The sequence below is a fragment of the Microcystis aeruginosa LEGE 91341 genome, from assembly GCF_015206885.1.
GTDB classification, from domain to species: Bacteria; Cyanobacteriota; Cyanobacteriia; order Cyanobacteriales; family Microcystaceae; genus Microcystis; species Microcystis aeruginosa_H.
The window spans coordinates 1-17,142 of record NZ_JADEXY010000096.1 but is presented as its reverse complement, the minus strand read 5'-3'; the positions used below and the strand labels follow the sequence as shown (position 1 = coordinate 17,142).

The following is a 17,142-nucleotide window of genomic DNA, read 5'->3' as shown; positions in this document are numbered from 1 at the left end:
CCCTAGCCCCCCTTGAAAAGGAGAGATCCCCCCTAACCCCCCTTGAAAAGGGGGGAAAAGAGGTGGAAGTCCCCCTTGAAAAGGGGGGAAAAGAGGTGGAAGTCCCCCTTAGTAAGGGGGATTTAGGGGGATCAAACTGGCATAGTTTAGAGGATGATGGCTACATTTATAATCAATTGCTCTGGCATTTGGAAAAAGCGGGACAGATAGCCCAGATTCATCTATTACTGAGGGAAGAAACCGCAGAAGGTCATAATGGTTGGTATAGTCAATGTGAAAGGGAAGGGAAAACGGCAATTTTTATTAAGGATGTTTCCCGGGCTTGGCAACTGGCGGAGGGGCATTTTATTGAGAACAAGAGTGAGTCTATGGGGTTACAGGTTCGTTATGCTTTAATCACCACTTCTCTGAATAGTGTGGCGGCTAATATTCCACCAGAATTAATTGCGGCACTGATTAAACAGGAAATCTGGACACCTGCTCAGGGTTTGGCTTATGTACGGCAAAATCAAGATTCTGAGAAGCAAGCCGAAGGATTAACAGCAATTAGTCCCTATCTTACTTCTACTTTGTTACCCGAAGCCTTAGAAATTGCCAGAGGGATTAGGAATGAATACAACCGTGCAGAGGTATTGACCGGGTTAGCTCCCCATTTACCTGAAAGTTTGTTACCCGAAGCTTTGGAAATTGTCAGAGGGATAGGCAAGGAAACAGGCCGTGCATGGGCATTGACTGGGTTAGTTCCTCATTTACCTGAAGTGTTACCCGAAGCCTTAGAAGTTGCCAGAGGGATTAGGAATGAATACTTGCGTGCAGAGGCATTGACCAGGTTAGCTCCCCATTTACCGGAAAGTTTGTTACCCGAAGCCTTAGAAGTTGCCAGAGGGATTAGGGATGAATACTTCCGTGCAAGGGCATTGACCAGGTTAGCTCCCCATTTACCGGAAAGTTTGTTACCCGAAGCCTTAGAAATTGCCAGAGGGATTAGGGATGAATACTCCCGTGCAAGGGCATTGACCGGGTTAGCTCCCCATTTACCGGAAGTTTTACCCGAAGCCTTAGAAGTTGCCAGAGGGATTAGGGATGAATACTTCCGTGCAGAGGCATTGACCGGGTTAGCTCCCCATTTACCGGAAGTTTTACCCGAAGCCTTAGAAGTTGCCAGAGGGATTGGGAATGAATACTACCGTGCAGAGGTATTGACCGGGTTAGCTCCCCATTTACCGGAAGTTTTACCCGAAGCCTTAGAAGTTGCCAGAGGGATTAGGGATGAATACTTCCGTGCAAGGGCATTGACCGGGTTAGCTCCCCATTTACCAGACGTGTTACCCGAAGCCTTAGAAATTGCCAGAGGGATTGGGTATGAATACTACCGTGCAGAGGCATTGACAGGGTTAGCTCCCTATTTACCCGAAGTTTTACCGGAAGCCTTAGAAATTGCCAGAGGGATTGGGTATGAATACTACCGTGCAGAGGCATTGACAGGGTTAGCTCCCTATTTACCCGAAGTTTTACCGGAAGCCTTAGAAGCTGCCAGAGGGATTGAGAATGAATACTCCCGTGCAGAGGCATTGACCGGGTTAGCTCCCCATTTACCGGAAAGTTTGTTACCCGAAGCCTTAGAAGTTGCCAGAGGGATTGATGAAGAGAAACGTGAATGGGCATTGAGATGGTTAGCGCCCTATTTACCGGTCAGTTTATTACCCGAAGCCTTAGCAGTTGCCAGAGGGATTGGGTCTGAATACGACCGTGCAAAGGCATTACAAGCCTTAACAGCCACATTAACCCCTGCTAATGTTGACTTATCTTTCTGGCAAGATATCCTTCATGCTTTGGGAAGTCTCACTCGTCGTAAGTTCCTCGAAACTATTCCCAACTTAGTCCCTTTAATCCTTCATTTTGGGGGGGAGGTTGCTTTAAGAGAAGTGTATCAAGGGATTAGAGAAGTCAGTCGGTGGTGGAAGTGATTCTCCTGTCAATAATTGCTATAATAGCTAAAATGGTCATAATGGCTAGTTTCTATAAAGGTTAGTTATGAAAACATTAGGAGCCTCAGAAGCAAAAAATCGCTTTGGCGAACTGTTAGACTTGGCTCGAAGAGAACCAGTAAAGATAGCAAAAAAGGGACGTAATGTTGCAGTCGTGCTGTCAATCGAGGAATTTGAGAGATTTTCCGAGTTAGAAAATCAACTTTTGGCTTTACAGGCAGAAAAAGCTCATCAAGAAGGTTTTATCGGAACAACAGAAAGTGAGGCTTTACTGTCAGAAATTTTAAATGCTTAAGATTAACCTATCTCGACAGGCAACTAAACGCTTAAAAAAACTGCCAGATAAACACGCCAAACAAGTAGCCACAAAAATAACCGAACTGAGAACAAATCCCTATCCCCAAGATTCTCTAAAGTTAAAAGGATACTCTTATCATAGAGCCGATATTGGTGAATATCGAATCGTTTATCGTGTTGAGGAGCAAACAATAGAAATCTTGCTGATTGACAAACGAAACGATGATGAAATTTATAAACAACTAAAGAGAACAATATAGAGAATCTTAATTATCAACCATCAATTAATTAGCGATATTATTCCTGCTAAAATCAAGAAAAACAAATTATTTTTAAACACTCATGAGCATTAACGTAACATTTCCCGAAGAACTCCTCATTGCTGCCAGAGAAGAAAAAGAAACATTCTCTCGTAAAGTCATAATTTATACATTAGGGCATCTTTATCAAGAAGGAAAAATTTCAGCAGGAATCGGCGCACAAGTATTAGGATGCGATAAACATACATTTTATACACTTCTCTCTGAGTATGGTTTTTCCATTATTGATTACACAGCAGAAGAATGGGAATCAGAGATACAAACCAGCCGTAAATTAGCCCAAAAAATCAAAGAGAATGAAGATAATTGTTAATTCTACACCGATCATCGCCTTATCTTTGATTAATCAATTAGATCTTCTTAATCAGCTATTTAATGAAGTGATTATTCCTTGGGCAGTTTATCAAGAAATTGTCATCGCTGGAGATAATAAACCGGGGGCAAAAGAACTCAAAAATGCCAATTGGATTCAAGTTCAAGAAGTTGCATCATCATCTCCTCTTGAACCGCTATTACTAGGATTAGATCGAGGAGAATTAGAAGTTATTCTCTTGGCAATTTCAATCAAACCAGACTGGGTAATTATAGATGAGAAATTAGCAAGAAGAGTTGCCAAAGCTATGGAATTACCCGTCAAAGGAACATTAGGAATTCTCTTGGTTGGTTTTTATGCAGGTTATCTATCTAAACAAGAAATTTTAGATTTATCACAACAGTTAGTTGATTATGGAATTCGTATTAGTTCTCCGATGATTAATTGGCTAAAAACAGAATTAGACAATGATCATTAATACCAAATCAATACAAAATAAACTACCATGAAACAACTAATCGTACACATTCGTGACCAAGAAAAAGCAGAAACACTCTCTAAAATTTTAACTGCTTTAGATTTTGTTGACTCTGTAGAAATCATCGAAGATCAAACAACATTATCTGATAACGAGCAAGACTTCTTTGCCTTAGCAGGACTGTGGGAAAACAGAAATATCACCCCTGAATCTATCCGTCAAGCAGCATGGCGAGAAGAAAACCGATGATTTTATTAAAAGTTTAGAACCCTATGAGCCGTCGAATGAATGACCCATCCACATTTCATTGGCGATCGCATTCCTCCCCATCTTTCCACACTCCCTACGCAATCGCAAAAATCCGATAAAATAGTGAATAAGTGACATCCATCAATACAATTTATTACAAAAAATAATTTCTAAGTAATAAAACAATGGCTCAATTACAAATCCTAATGCCCATACTACAAGAATTTCGCCAAGAATTAGCAAAGTTTTATGGAAACCGGTTAGTAAAACTCATCCTTTTTGGTTCACAAGCGCGGGGTAACGCCAATGAGGACTCAGATATTGATATTATGGTCGTATTAAAGGGGCCCATTTCCCCTGGAGATGAAGTGATTCGGATGGCAGACATCGCTACTCAACTAGACCTTAAATATAATACCTTCATTTCTTTGATTCCCATCGCCGATGAAGACTTTGTTCATCGACAAACCCCATTAATGGACAATATTCGCCGAGAAGGGATTGTCCTGTGAACCAAATTTCGTCCTATATCAATCAAGCTAATGAAGAATTAGAAGCGGCCACCATATTACTTGAAAAAATTATTATCGTGCTTGTATTTCTCGTTGCTATTATGCCATTTATTGTACAGTCCAAGCTCTGTTAATAGTTAAAAATATCAATACTCGCAGTCATCGAGGGGTACGACAACAATTTTCTCAACATTTTATTCAAACAGGTGAATTATCATTAGAACTATCAAAAGCATTAAGAATTACCTAGGATTTACGACAATTAGGAGATTATGATCAAGTTATTAAAATAACTAGGGAACAAACAAAAATTGCCTTAGAATACGCCACAGTATTTGTAGAACAAGCAAGCCACTGGCTTAATACACATTAGTTTAGTATAAAGAGATAGATAAATTATCTCAAATGGAATGCTCCCACTCTAGCAAATACTACAGTAACTATTTATGCGCTATCAAGTTCGACTCAAACAAAGCGAAGAAGGTTATGCAATTTGGTGTCCCAGTTTACCCGGATGTTGGTCACAGGGAGACACTGAAGCAGAAGCTATAGAAAATATCAAAGAAGCGATACAAGACTATTTAGAGACAATTGAAGAGTTAAACAAAGATGCTGAAGTGCGTTATGTAGAAGTAGGATAAGTAGGCCAAAATTACCTAGAATTAATCATCTACGCGCTGTTAATGCCTTATCACTAGACAGAGAAAACATATTACCATGACGAATGGAGAACGGACTATCACCATTCCACGAGCAAATCCGGTTAATGCTTATACAATGGCAGGGATTGTTAAAGAAGCGGGTTTAACTATCGAAGAATTCTTAGAATTACTCTAAAACTATTTCTAACCTGCCTTTAATCCTTCATTTTGGGAGGAGGTTGCCTTAAGAGAAGTGTATCAAAGTATTAGGGATGTTAGTCGCTGGTGGCGGTGATTCTTGTCCCATTAATTAACAATGATTAATTAATAATTAATCGGCGAAATTCAGTAAAATAGTAATAGACCAAATTAGAGGGAAAAAATTATCTATGGCAACTACATCAGAAGACGTATGGCGAATCTTAGCCGAATTAGCAACTGCTCAGGCCGAATTAACTGCTGCTCAAAAAGAAACTGACCGACAACTCAAGGAAACTGACCGACAACAGAAGGAAACCGACCGACGACAACAGGAAACCGACCGACAACTCAAAGAATTAGGACGGCAAATTGGGGGACTCGGAGCCAAATTCGGCAGCTTTACCGAAGGACTTGCCCTTCCTTCAATGGAAAAGATTCTCAGACAACGGTTCGGCATGAAAGTTGTTAGTCCCAGTGTCCGAGCCAGCGAAGATGGACAACACTTAGAAATTGATGTCCTTGCCTATACCAATGGTGAGCTAAATACTGCCTATATCGTTGAGGTTAAAAGTCATGCTAGAGAGGAATCTATTACACAATTAAAAAGTATTTTGCAACGGTTTCGCAGCTTTTTTCCTGAACACAAAGATAAAAAACTCTATGGCATACTAGCATCGGTTGATTTATCCCCAGAATTACGAGAAAAAATTCTGCAAGAAGGGTTTTATGTGGCTCGGATTCATGACCAAGTATTTGAACTCGATATTCCTGATAATTTTCAACCTCGACCTTATTAAAAATTGGAATATAATCGCTCTATCTTAGCCAAAGGCAGCAACACTTTTTTCTTCATGAATCGGCAAAATTCAGTAAAATAGTAATAGACCACATCATAGGGAAAAAATCATCTATGGCAACTACATCAGAAGACGTATGGCGACTCTTAGCCGAATTAGCGACTGCTCAAGCTGAATTAACTGCTGCTCAAAAAGAAACTGACCTACTATTAAAGGAAGTTAGTCAACAACAGAAGGAAAACGCCCAACAACAGAAGAAAACTGACAAACAACTCAAAGAATTAGGACAGCAAATTGGGGGACTCGGTGCCAAATTCGGCAGCTTTACCGAAGGACTTGCCCTTCCTTCAATGGAAAAGATTCTCAGACAACGGTTTGGTATGGAAGTTATCAGTCCCAGTGTCCGAGTCACTAAAGATGGAAAACACCTAGAAATTGATGTCCTTGCCTATACCAATGGTGGGCTAAATACTGCCTATATCGTTGAGGTTAAAAGTCATGCTAGAGAGGAATCCATTACACAATTAAAAAGTATTTTGCAACGGTTTCGCAGCTTTTTCCCTGAACACAAAAATAAAAAACTCTATGGCATACTAGCATCCGTTGACTTATCCCCAGAATTACGCGAAAAAATTCTCGAAGAAGGGTTTTATGTGGCTCGAATTCATGACCAAGTATTTGAATTAGATATTCCCGATAATTTTCAACCTCAATCTTATTAAAAATTTTAGATGTAATCGCTCTATCTTGCCCAAAGGCAGCAACACTTTTTTCTTTATGAATCGGCAAAATTCAGTAAAATAGCAATAGACCACATCAGAGAGAAAAAACTCTATGACATATTATCGGCCCTGGGTAAGCGCATCTTAACAATCCTTGACAAAATGAACTTTATGTGAGTTGCCTACCCAGACGGCAATTCAGGCATATTTGAGTGGAATTTGCCATCTCAATTGTTAAGCAACAATCGACCAAATAGGTCGAGTTCGTAACTATTCTGATTGACTGGTATCACTTGAAATGCCCACGCGAATCACAAAATTGGCCAATTGTCAATAGCCTTTGAGATGCCCTTACCCAAGTTTGGGTCTAGGTTTTAAAAATCCCACAAAAGAAGATTTATATCTCAAATCAGCAACGCTGGAAAAATTATTGCTATGACAGGAAGTCCCCCAACTCATATTCGCTCATCAAATACATAAACAAGGAAAATTATCTGTATATTTAATCACTTAATCAGAAGCATTTACCTTTGAAATAGCAGTTTTTAAATAGGAAACCACCTCATTAATTACTACTTCTGACGCTTTTTTACTGGCTCTTTCGACTAACTCCACCTTACCCGATTTGAGAGATTTACCCGTGACAATGCGATAGGGAATCCCAATTAAATCCGCATCTTTAAACTTAACTCCTGCACGTTCATTCCGGTCATCTAAAAGGGTTTCAATGCCGGCTTGATTTAACTCATTGTATAAACTTTCGGCGGTTTTTACCTGCTCGGCATCGGCTAAATTAGGAATAACCACAATCGCTTGATAGGGGGCAATAGCCACCGGCCAAATAATACCATCTTTATCGTAGGATTGTTCTACGGCTGCCTGGGCCAAACGCGATACTCCTATGCCATAACAACCCATACAAATGGGGGTAGATTCACCCGCTTCATTAGTATAAAAAGCATTCATAGCTTGAGAATATTTATAGCCCAATTGGAAGATATGACCAACTTCAATTCCTCTAGCACTTTGCAAGGTTTGATTAGGATCGTGAATAGCTCGATCACCTACCCGGGCTTTGCGTAGATCGACGATTAATTCTGGTAAGATAAAATCTTTACCCCAATTGGCTCCCACTACATGAAATCCGGTTTCATTAGCACCGGTGATAAAGTTTTCTAAGTCTGTCACCGTGTTGTCTGCTATGCGTAAAAACTTAGGAGCTATATCGCTGGCTTTTTTGAGCAAATTATCTTCTAAGTCGGGAGCAATATAACCTAAAGGTAAAGGTTTAGTTGCCCATTTCTGTTGAGCGGCAGCATCGGGTATTTTTAAAGCTAAAATTGTTTTAGCATTGTAACGGCTCGCCTGTCTAACTAATTCATTTTGTAGTTTAACTTCATTAACCTCTTGATCGCCGCGAATATGCAGTAAAACTAAAACAGTTATGCCGCTATCATAAACCACTTCGTAGAGAACATTTTTGACGATAGCAGTGGCAGAACAATCGAGAAATTTAGCTAAACTTTCGATCGTGTTGGTGTTAGGAGTCTCTTTTTTAGCAAACTTTTTAAAGGGAGAAGCCACTTTATCTGCTGGCAAAGAAACGGCTTTTTCTACATTAGCCGCATACTTTTCATCGGCAGTAAATAAAACCTCGTCTTCTCCGGCATCAGCTAAGACCATAAATTCTTGGGATGCGGAACCGCCAATCGATCCAGAATCCGCTTCTACTGCCCGAAAAGCTAACCCACAACGGCGGAAAATATTGCGGTAAGCTATATCCATCGCTTGATAGGTTTTCCTTAAACATTCCTCGTCGAGATTGAAGGAATAGGCATCTTTCATAATAAATTCTCGTCCCCGCATTAAACCAAAACGAGGGCGAATTTCATCGCGAAATTTAGTTTGAATTTGATATAAATTAACCGGTAATTGTCGATAGGAACGAATTAAATCACGCGCGACGGCAGTAATTACTTCTTCGTGAGTCGGTCCTAATCCTAACTCCCGCTTTTGCCTGTCCGTCAGGGCAAACATAATCCCTTCTGCTTTCGTGTAGGTGTCCCAACGGCCTGATTCTTGCCAGAGTTCCGCCGGTTGCAGTTGGGGAAGTAAACATTCTTGGGCGCCAGCTTTATTCATTTCTTCCCGGACTATCTGGGAGACTTTCTGTAAAACCCGCCACATCAGGGGTAAATAGGCGTAAATACCGCTGCCGATACGACGAATGTAACCAGCACGGACTAAGCATTTATGACTGGGGATTTCCGCCTCGGCTGGATCTTCCCGGAGGGTGACAAAAAGCTGTTGAGAGAGTCGCATCCTATCGATATCCTTTTGAACAGAAGACTTTCTATTATCTCATCAAAGGAGAGCGACTGCAATTATCAATTACTTGTGTTGACAAACAATAACAGCGACCAGTTTACCGATTCTCAGGTATTTCCCCTCATAACTTGAGACTGGTTGGAGAAGCATTGAACCTTAGTTGCAATTGCCTAACTCCCTTGTTCTCTACTCTAGGAAATATGAGCGTTCAGGTCGGTCGCTGTTATCGTCGTTATCGAGACAGAATGTAACTTTAACAGGGTTTACTCCTTTGTGAACTTGACCTTTATAACCTTGCCAGTTGATCTGTCAGGGAGGCTTTTCTCTTTAGCCTCAATTATTAATATAACATCGGAGCGGAGCTAGAAGTCTTTCTCTTAATTAAACTTTACATTACTAGGATTAAGGAAAAGCTCAGATGTTTTGACGCTTGACCGATGATAATTATAGTCATTTCAATTAAGATTGAGAATATCAATCCCAGAGTTCATAAGGGTTTTGTCGGTCTAGACTGTATCAGACTTATCTGAAATGACTATAACCTCAGTTCGGTATCAGAAAAGGAGGGGGGGGAACCTGAAAGAATACAAACGATTCAGCACCCCCGTTCTACTTTAGCCGAGTCCCGCCCTCTCGAACCGGTCATCGAGTTTTTCGCCAAGCTCTGACGTAATATGAAAAATCACTTAGCGATGGTGTACTGCTAGGCAGTGGCTTCGACAGCGCACTCTTAGACTCACAGCTTCAATGAATGACCGTGGTGCGTTCCCAAAAACCTATTGGTGGAGCAGTAGGACTTGCATTAGGGAACGCACCCTACTGCGATCGCACTATCAATTATACCGCTCCCTGCTGTCAACTCCGGCACTCATGGACAGTCTTAACGAGTAATTTAGAGAGTCAACCGCTTAGTGGTCTGTCAATCTTGAAATTGTGGATAGGGGAATCGGGCCAAATTATCGGCTCCCAATCCCTCAAAATCACCTTGACAGACCAATAGAATCACCCTTAATTTTTGTCAATTGTCGGCCCCTAACTATATTCTTCTCCGACACTGAGATTAAAGAGCATTTGCAGGGATTGTAAACAGCGCTTACGCGCTTCGATATCCTGTTGGGCGCGCAGTTGTACCATGGGTTCGTGAAGGATTTTATTAACGATACCGCGGGTCATCGCTTCGATAACTTCTTGGTGTTTTTCGGCGAATTCCGTCCCCAGACGGGAGAGGGCCTTTTCTAATTCCTGTTCGCGAATATCTTCAATTTTGCTTCTTAAACAGCTAATTGTCGGTACAGTGTCCAAAGAACGCCACCAAAGCTCGAAAGCTTCCACTTCCTGCTCTAGGAGTGCCTCTGCTTCCCTGGCCATCTGACGGCGACTTTCCTGATTGGCGGCAACCACCGCCTTGAGATCATCGACGTTGAAAGCTTGCACTTGTGCCAATTCCTTCACGTCGGTGTGGACGTTACGGGGAACGGAAATATCGATTAACATCAGCGATGTAGCAGCAATCGTCACTTCTGTCAATAAATTTTTAGTTAAAATTGGTTCCGTGGCTCCCGTACTGGTGAAGACGATATCCGATGCCGCTACGGTAGTCATCATCTCTTCTAAGCCATATAGTTGCAGCGGTAGGTTAGGAAATTCACGGGCCAACTCCTCGGCCCGTCTTTGGGAGCGATTGATGATCGCAATTTGCTGAGAACCCTTAGCCAGAAGGTGCGTAACTAATAATCGGGACATTTTCCCTGCCCCGATAATAGCGATTTTCTTGCCGCTGAGGTCTGCCACCTTAGCATGGGCTAACTCCACCGCCGCCGAACTGATCGATACGGCTCCCGTGCCGATGCTGGTTTCCGTGCGGACGCGTTTACCGGCAGTCATCGCTTGTTTAAACAGGCGATCGAGTAACTGGCTAATACTATTGTACTTTTGGGCTAATTTATGGGTATTTTTAACTTGAGCGAGAATTTGCCCTTCCCCGAGGACAAGACTTTCTAAACCGGCCGACACCCGGAGCAGATGACGCACAGCATCCTGATGCAGCAGGGTAAACAGATAACGACGTAGGACATTAAGGGGAATATGCCCGATTTCAGCGAGAAACTGGGTAATTTCCACCACGCCCTTCTCCGTATCCGTAACCACGGCGTAGATCTCCAAACGGTTACAGGTGCTGATAATAGCCACCTCTTGGATGTGGGGATAACCCTTGAGGTGGGTAAGGGCGGACTCGATTTTCGCTTCCGGGATACTCAATTTTTCGCGAATTTCCACCGGGGCTGTCTTGTGACTCAAGCCCACTACAGCAATATTCATTTATGTTCTCCTACAAATGTTGCTCAGGCTACAAAAATTATTGATAAAGATCAGTGCGTTATGTCTCTAATTGTTGCAATTTAGTCCCAATCGGGATGCAAATAAAAGATGTTTGAAAAAAAACTTTATATATTTTTACCAATGGGGGCGAGGTGAGCCATACCCACCCCACCCAGTCAGAGAATTATCTCAGTTGAATGTATTTGGGTTGGTCGAACAGGTGAACGGTATCGACAAAGCGAGCGGTTTTCGATTGGGTGGAGATAACCAAGCTTTGGGTACGAGCGCCACCGTGGAAGAAGCGTACCCCTTCCATCAGGGTGCCGGGGGTGATCCCACAGGCGGCAAAGAGGACGGTTTGGCCACTGGCTAATTCTTCGCAACCGTAAACGCGATCGGGATCAGTGATGCCCATTTCTTGCAGACGAGCGATATTACCCTCGCGACTTTCGCCGATTAAACCGGTTTTGACCACTTCGGGATCATAGATTAATTGTCCCTGAAAGTGACCCCCCAGACAACGCATAGCCGCCGCCGAGATTACCCCTTCCGGAGCGGCACCGATACCCATGAGAGCATGAATATTAGTTCCCGAAAAAGCGCAGGAAATAGCGGCCGATACGTCACCATCGCTGATCAGACGAACTCTGGCCCCAGCGTTGCGGATTTCTTGGATTAATTCCTTGTGACGAGGACGATCCATAACTACCACCACCAGTTCTTCGATGGAACGATTGAGACAATCGGAAAGAACTTTCAGGTTTTCCGTCGCCGATTTATTAATATCCACATGACCTTTAGCTGCTGGGGGAGCGGCTAATTTTTTCATATAAAAGTCAGGAGCGGCGAATAATCCACCTTTTTCGGAGATCGCTAAAACGGCCATAGAACCATTTTGACCGTAGGCAACCAAGTTAGTGCCTTCGCAGGGATCGACGGCGATATCGATTTCGACTAATTCGTCGGGATTACAATATTGTTTGGCATCAACTTGGGTACAGATACCCACTTCTTCGCCAATATAGAGCATGGGAGCTTCGTCTCTTTCCCCTTCTCCAATAACGATGCGACCGCGCATATGGATTTTATTCATCCGTTCGCGCATCGCTTCCACAGCGACGTGATCGGCGGTATTTTTTTCGCCTTTACCCATCCACTTCGAGGAGGCAATGGCAGCCTGTTCGACCACTTCGATAATTTCTAACCCTAGCGTACTTTCCACTCGATGATCCTCCCTACAGCTGATCTATGATTTATCTAGTGAGTTTGTTTCCTTAACAGTCAAAAGTCTATCACCAGACGGGGATCATTCTTAAGTTTTTATGTAGATCATCTGGAGGAGACCGGTATGCCTAGGAAGTTTTTGCCAGCACTGTCGCCTCCATCTCAGTTATGGAGAGCTTGTTCGCCGATTTGGTCTGGCGATCACCTCAAGGGATGTTCTTACCCCTCTTGTGAATGCTAGACAAGGGCAGCCTTGTCGATGCTAAACATCTGGTGCGGTTTTGCCGAGCAAAATTATAACGTCATCGGGTCAGGTTTTAAAATGAGCCATTTTATACCAAATTAAATTGTATTCAGTGCAGATAGAGCATCGAGGATGAAGAGAAATCCCGTGAGAGAAGCAACCCTCTGGGGTGTCAACTTCTTAAACAATTCATCTACTTTGACTTCCAATTCCTCTAAAGTTTTAAAGCATGACCATTTGATTTCTTTTTTCAGTTCTTCCCATACTCTCTCTATTGAATTCAGTTCTGGACAATAGGAAGGTTGGAAAAACAATATTATGTTTTCGGGAATAACCAACTTCTTCCTTGTGTGAAATCTGCCATTATCCACTGGCAAAATGTTGACCCTATCTGGATAGGCTTTTGAGAACTCTTCTAAATAGGGTCTGCTGAAAAAGTTTTTCCTGGGGGTAGGAGTCAGGAGTCGGTCGTCAGTAGCCAGTCGTTTCAGGCTTTGTTGCCCTTGTTTTTTGTACCAAGCGATGTACTATAAGAAGGATAATGCAAGGTTTTTGAAAGTCCCAATCCTATTTTCGCAGCATGAACATCGGACTTTAACAGGTCAAAAGCTTTATTTTAAAAGGGTTTTACCATTATTCAGCAAGCCCTAAATACTTTTGATAACAATCTTTATTGACATGAGAGAACTGGTAAAAGAAACTTTCCCCTGTTAATAGCGACCCCGCCCCGTAGAGCCAAAAGGCTTTGAATAACCATTGCCATTTTCCGATGGGTTTGACTCCACATCCTGTGATCAATCTTCCTATTATTGTATTGATTCCAAAGCGACTTTCATCTTGTGCGAAGTATCGGATTTTTCTAGTTTCGTTTTTTTCTTCTTTCAGGTAATTACTCAACAACTCTAGGTTTTCTTTGAGGGTTTCTTTAAATTCCTCCCTTTTTTTATCCTGTTGATTATACTCCGGTCTTGCTACTTTCAATTTGGCTTTGAGACGATCACGCGTCATTTGATACACTGTGTGATACTTTGCTTCTACTCCCAGTTTTTCGGCCAACCATTCCTGCACTTCCCCATAGCTCTTAAATCCATTTTCTTCGGCTTTTAAGCGCTTTTCTAGGGCTTTTTCCGCCCATTCTGGGATAACTCGCACTCTACCCTTTGATTTTTTCCTTTCTAACATTCCCTGCAAGCCTGGCTCACGATATTTACACAACCAGCTTTGCACTGTGTTTCTATCATGCCCTAAACTTTCAGCTATCACCTTGAGGGTGGGAGCTTTTTCTTGTTTTAGCCAATACAGCACTTGCAGTTTGTCTTTTTCCCTCGCGGTGGTTGCATCTTTAAGCCGTTTCCTCTGCACTTTCTTTGACTACTGTTAAGGTTACTTCTACCATGATTTTTGAATAATCTACTACCTCTTCATTCTACATCATTTGACTTTTTCTCTATTTAATTTGGTATTACCTATACTCAACGGATTTAGTATTAAGAGTCACTCCCCTTGCGGGAGTGCCTCTCCTGATATGTAGTCCATACTCAGCGGATTTAGTATCAAAAAAAATCGGGCTAGAAATAGCTTCCAACCCCATAGGATCAATAACCTAATTAGTGATTAAATTCTCGACTTAGTAAGCGTCTTGTAGTTCGTAGAATTCGGGAGAAACGTAATCTTTGCGTAGGGGCCAACCGACCCAATCTTCTGGCATTAAAATCCGTTTCAGGTGGGGATGTCCTTCATAAATAATGCCGAACATATCATAACTTTCTCGTTCTTGCCAGTCAGCGGCTTTCCAAATCCAGTAAACCGAAGCAACCCGGGGATTATCTCTAGGAAGAAAAACTTTTAAGCGCACTTCCACGGGACTATCGACATTATCGGTTACTTTGACCAGATGATAGAAACTAACTAATTCCTTACCCGGTCCCAAATCGTAAGCGCCCTGACATTGGAGATAATTAAAGCCATAAGCGAATAAAGCAGTGGCCAGAGGAATTAAAAATTCTGGTTCTACTTTAATCAATTCCACACCACTATGGTCAGCTTCTAAAGCTTGATGATCAAAACCATTTTCGCTTAACCAAATCGAAGTGGGGCCAGCTTGCACAATAGCTGTGGTTTCTTCAGTCATTTAGATTTCTTCCTTTTGTTTCGTGGTCAAAAGAGCGGGGGGAACAGGCATACCAGTGGCTTCTAGTAACTCTTTCGGAGGTGCTTGACGGGTGGCCGATTGTAGATATTTACCCGTAAGAATCGGTTCCGTGGCCTGCATTTTGTGGGTGGTGCTGTAATAACGATTGGTTTGCTGGAGAACAGTCCCACGTTCTTGAATAGATTCGTTAGCGACTTTTTTCCGCAGTTTAATAATCGCGTCGATAATCGCTTCCGGACGGGGGGGACAACCGGGTATATAGACATCCACGGGGATAAGTTTATCTACCCCTCTGACTGCGGTGGTGGAGTCACTGCTGAACATTCCCCCCGTAATCGTACAGGCACCCATGGCGATAACGTATTTGGGTTCCGGCATTTCTTCGTACAGACGCACCAAAGCGGGGGCCATTTTCATGGTAACTGTACCGGCAGTGATGATTAAATCGGCCTGCCGGGGACTAGAACGGGGAACTAAACCAAAGCGATCGAAATCAAAACGGGAACCAATCAAGGCAGCGAACTCGATAAAACAGCAAGCTGTACCGTATAGCATCGGCCAAAGACTTGACAAACGCGCCCAGTTATACAGGTCATCAACGGTAGTGAGGATGACATTTTCCGATAAATCCTGGGTAACTTTGGTGCGTTCGATGGGATTGAGGATTTTTTCGCTTTGTTGTTCGATAATTTGCTTAAATTCGCTGGTAGGGTTGGGACTCATCGGGTTATCCTCTCATGAAAAGTCAAAAATCAGGAAAATTATGGCCGTTATGACCATTCTAAGGCTCCTTTCCGCCAAGCATAGACGAGAGCAACCACAAGGATAGCAATAAAGATCAATGCTTCTACAAAAGCTAATAGGCCCAATTGATTGAAAGCTACTGCCCAAGGGTAGAGAAAGACGGTTTCTACGTCAAAAACCACGAAAACGAGGGCAAACATATAATAACGAATGTTAAACTGAATCCAAGCACCGCCGATCGGTTCCATCCCCGATTCATAGGTGGTGCGTCTTTCCGGACCGCCACCACTAGGCCGCAGGACTTTGGAGGCCGTTAGGGATAGGATTGGTACTAAACTGCAAGCGAGCAGAAATCCTAGAAAATACTCGTAACCTTTGAGGACAAACACTGGGTTTTTTTTCTCCTTATTCGCTATCGACAGGGGAAGTTGTCGGCATCTCTATGGCTACTTATTATAGAGGCTTTAGCAACCCGTCTCCTTCTCAAAAGCAGCATTGAAGATGTTTATGGATACCATTAGCTAATCATCGGGTTGAGCTTCGCTTCTGTCTCTGTTTTGCTCTTAACTCTGACGGGGTGACAAAGAAGCCTAAAATCCCTATGAGAAGCGAAGTGTAGCTAAATATGGTAAAAAAGAAGTGGCTGCGATTAGCTGCTGACTATCTCAATGAGTACAACAGTGGTAAGTTCGAGCATTTGTACTAAAATTTCCCCTAGGCAGTTCAAATTATGAGAAATGCTGTCCACCGGATTATAGTTTGTTTGTTAATGCACTGGCTCAAAGCCGCGATCGCTTAAGACAATATATCATTATGCAGTTACTAAAACTGACCCCCGGAAATTTTGCTAAATCTCTTAACTGATTAGATCATGACGATGACAATTTAAATAGTGACGAGTACAATTTAAAATCCCCAGCCAGATTAACTTTGTTAGCTATAGCATCCCTAAATAAAATGTGAAAAGGTATCGTATTTTTTAAGGTTAGGAAAATTCAATAATTGAAATTTACAAAAAACTCGAACAGTCGTTTAACCACAAGAAAACTTTTCGCCATCCCCTAAAATCTGCTCAAAAGAGTTGTTAACTGTATCCAAATCGTTTCTACTAGATTTTCTTCGATTTGGTGCGTTATCAGTTGTCTGCTGACGATCTTTGCGCTATTTGCCCGAATCAAACCTTTTTAAGGCATTAGGGAAGGATGGGCTATGCAGACTTTTGTTTTATAGCGGTGTGCAGTCGTATGAGGTACAGTGTCACGAGCTATAAACCATGCTAGGCAAAGCTTGGTTTGTATCTCACTCAAGCGCTTACCGCTATAGGAGACAAGGATATTGTAAGTACCTAAGCAAAATTAATTACACATCTAAGCCACTACTCCGTCAGACTTCTGCTGATGTGAGCAAACAGAGAACTGAAAACTCAAATCCGATACCAGAAACGTTGAATCCTGTAATAAAACTTTACATTGACAAGCATAATACTCCTATAACATCAAATTTTAAGTTGAATAGACAATCCTCCGGAACCAGTGTACATAGCTAATATGTTGACACATGAAACTCTGTAAATAGCGCAGTTTGTCTAATAAGCTTTTCCCAAATCCTTCTTC

At 42.3% G+C, this 17,142-nt stretch carries 20 protein-coding genes and 3 pseudogenes; 14 read left to right on the top strand and 9 right to left on the bottom strand.

The features are described 5' to 3' along the window. From IQ234_RS21225 to IQ234_RS14575, 13 genes and pseudogenes are all read left to right on the top strand, one after another. A pseudogene (locus tag IQ234_RS21225) lies at positions 1 to 1,967 on the top strand (apoptotic protease-activating factor 1 like protein); the annotation flags it as partial. 67 nt (positions 1,968 to 2,034) lie between these two features. Further along, positions 2,035 to 2,283, top strand: coding sequence for a type II toxin-antitoxin system Phd/YefM family antitoxin (locus IQ234_RS14625; RefSeq protein ID WP_002739617.1), 249 nt, complete (start codon positions 2,035 to 2,037; stop codon positions 2,281 to 2,283). Beyond that, complete coding sequence (locus IQ234_RS14620) at positions 2,276 to 2,545, top strand: type II toxin-antitoxin system RelE family toxin (RefSeq protein ID WP_002787830.1); 270 nt, start codon at positions 2,276 to 2,278, stop codon at positions 2,543 to 2,545. Before IQ234_RS14625 ends, IQ234_RS14620 begins: the two co-directional genes overlap by 8 nt. Before the next feature lie 82 nt (positions 2,546 to 2,627). Further along, a complete protein-coding gene (locus IQ234_RS14615) occupies positions 2,628 to 2,918 on the top strand; it encodes a UPF0175 family protein (protein WP_193957616.1) in 291 nt (96 codons plus the stop codon). Beyond that, positions 2,902 to 3,396 (top strand): nucleotide-binding protein, encoded by a 495-nt coding sequence (locus IQ234_RS14610; RefSeq protein ID WP_002770429.1) that lies wholly within the window; start codon positions 2,902 to 2,904, stop codon positions 3,394 to 3,396. The genes IQ234_RS14615 and IQ234_RS14610 overlap by 17 nt, the downstream gene beginning before the upstream one ends. 27 nt (positions 3,397 to 3,423) lie before the next feature. After that, positions 3,424 to 3,645, top strand: a complete 222-nt coding sequence (locus IQ234_RS14605; protein ID WP_002760517.1) for a hypothetical protein — start codon at positions 3,424 to 3,426, stop codon at positions 3,643 to 3,645. Between the two features lie 185 nt (positions 3,646 to 3,830). After that, positions 3,831 to 4,157, top strand: coding sequence for a nucleotidyltransferase domain-containing protein (locus tag IQ234_RS14600; protein ID WP_193957615.1), 327 nt, complete (start codon positions 3,831 to 3,833; stop codon positions 4,155 to 4,157). Continuing rightward, on the top strand, positions 4,154 to 4,291 hold the full coding sequence (locus IQ234_RS21220) for a hypothetical protein (RefSeq protein WP_228008550.1): 138 nt from the start codon (positions 4,154 to 4,156) through the stop codon (positions 4,289 to 4,291). Before IQ234_RS14600 ends, IQ234_RS21220 begins: the two co-directional genes overlap by 4 nt. Continuing rightward, positions 4,243 to 4,407 (top strand): HEPN domain-containing protein, encoded by a 165-nt coding sequence (locus tag IQ234_RS21215; RefSeq protein WP_322743461.1) that lies wholly within the window; start codon positions 4,243 to 4,245, stop codon positions 4,405 to 4,407. The genes IQ234_RS21220 and IQ234_RS21215 overlap by 49 nt, the downstream gene beginning before the upstream one ends. A 196-nt stretch (positions 4,408 to 4,603) precedes the next feature. After that, on the top strand, positions 4,604 to 4,798 hold the full coding sequence (locus tag IQ234_RS14590) for a type II toxin-antitoxin system HicB family antitoxin (RefSeq protein ID WP_002776391.1): 195 nt from the start codon (positions 4,604 to 4,606) through the stop codon (positions 4,796 to 4,798). Then, positions 4,795 to 4,994, top strand: a pseudogene (locus tag IQ234_RS21830) (hypothetical protein). The gene IQ234_RS14590 and the pseudogene IQ234_RS21830 overlap by 4 nt, the downstream one beginning before the upstream one ends. Positions 4,995 to 5,187: 193 nt before the next feature. Further along, the gene (locus IQ234_RS14580; RefSeq protein ID WP_193957614.1) at positions 5,188 to 5,796 is read left to right on the top strand and encodes a DUF3782 domain-containing protein; all 609 of its coding nucleotides are present in this window, start codon (positions 5,188 to 5,190) and stop codon (positions 5,794 to 5,796) included. A gap of 113 nt (positions 5,797 to 5,909) precedes the next feature. Beyond that, positions 5,910 to 6,518, top strand: coding sequence for a DUF3782 domain-containing protein (locus tag IQ234_RS14575; protein ID WP_193957613.1), 609 nt, complete (start codon positions 5,910 to 5,912; stop codon positions 6,516 to 6,518). Positions 6,519 to 7,028: 510 nt separating this feature from the next. Here IQ234_RS14575 and IQ234_RS14570 read toward each other — a convergent pair. Then, positions 7,029 to 8,840, bottom strand: a complete 1,812-nt coding sequence (locus IQ234_RS14570) for a proline--tRNA ligase (RefSeq protein WP_193957612.1) — start codon at positions 8,838 to 8,840, stop codon at positions 7,029 to 7,031. 763 nt (positions 8,841 to 9,603) lie between these two features. On the opposite strand from IQ234_RS14570, the gene IQ234_RS14565 reads away from it, so the two are divergent. Then, complete coding sequence (locus tag IQ234_RS14565) at positions 9,604 to 9,846, top strand: hypothetical protein (protein WP_193957611.1); 243 nt, start codon at positions 9,604 to 9,606, stop codon at positions 9,844 to 9,846. A 32-nt stretch (positions 9,847 to 9,878) separates the two neighbouring features. On the opposite strand, the gene IQ234_RS14560 is transcribed toward IQ234_RS14565, so the two are convergent. From IQ234_RS14560 to IQ234_RS21210, 8 genes and pseudogenes are all read right to left on the bottom strand, one after another. Beyond that, positions 9,879 to 11,165, bottom strand: coding sequence for a glutamyl-tRNA reductase (locus tag IQ234_RS14560; protein WP_193957610.1), 1,287 nt, complete (start codon positions 11,163 to 11,165; stop codon positions 9,879 to 9,881). 184 nt (positions 11,166 to 11,349) lie between these two features. Next, the gene (gene glpX / locus IQ234_RS14555; RefSeq protein WP_108937198.1) at positions 11,350 to 12,387 is read right to left on the bottom strand and encodes a class II fructose-bisphosphatase; all 1,038 of its coding nucleotides are present in this window, start codon (positions 12,385 to 12,387) and stop codon (positions 11,350 to 11,352) included. Positions 12,388 to 12,731: 344 nt separating this feature from the next. Further along, on the bottom strand, positions 12,732 to 13,004 hold the full coding sequence (locus IQ234_RS21985; RefSeq protein ID WP_416209683.1) for a transposase: 273 nt from the start codon (positions 13,002 to 13,004) through the stop codon (positions 12,732 to 12,734). A 262-nt stretch (positions 13,005 to 13,266) separates the two neighbouring features. Then, positions 13,267 to 13,995 carry an IS630 family transposase gene (locus IQ234_RS14545; RefSeq protein ID WP_193957609.1) on the bottom strand — a complete coding sequence of 243 codons (729 nt, stop codon included), beginning with the start codon at positions 13,993 to 13,995 and terminating at the stop codon, positions 13,267 to 13,269. 265 nt (positions 13,996 to 14,260) lie between these two features. Then, the gene (locus IQ234_RS14540) at positions 14,261 to 14,764 is read right to left on the bottom strand and encodes an NAD(P)H-quinone oxidoreductase subunit J (RefSeq protein WP_002748717.1); all 504 of its coding nucleotides are present in this window, start codon (positions 14,762 to 14,764) and stop codon (positions 14,261 to 14,263) included. Beyond that, entirely contained in the window at positions 14,765 to 15,508 is a 744-nt protein-coding gene (ndhK, locus tag IQ234_RS14535; RefSeq protein ID WP_002738790.1) for a photosynthetic/respiratory NAD(P)H-quinone oxidoreductase subunit K, read from the bottom strand. Positions 15,509 to 15,555: 47 nt separating this feature from the next. Next, positions 15,556 to 15,918, bottom strand: coding sequence for a photosynthetic/respiratory NAD(P)H-quinone oxidoreductase subunit C (ndhC, locus tag IQ234_RS14530; protein ID WP_002739390.1), 363 nt, complete (start codon positions 15,916 to 15,918; stop codon positions 15,556 to 15,558). Between the two features lie 1,113 nt (positions 15,919 to 17,031). Next, positions 17,032 to 17,142, bottom strand: a pseudogene (locus IQ234_RS21210) (IS4 family transposase); the annotation flags it as partial.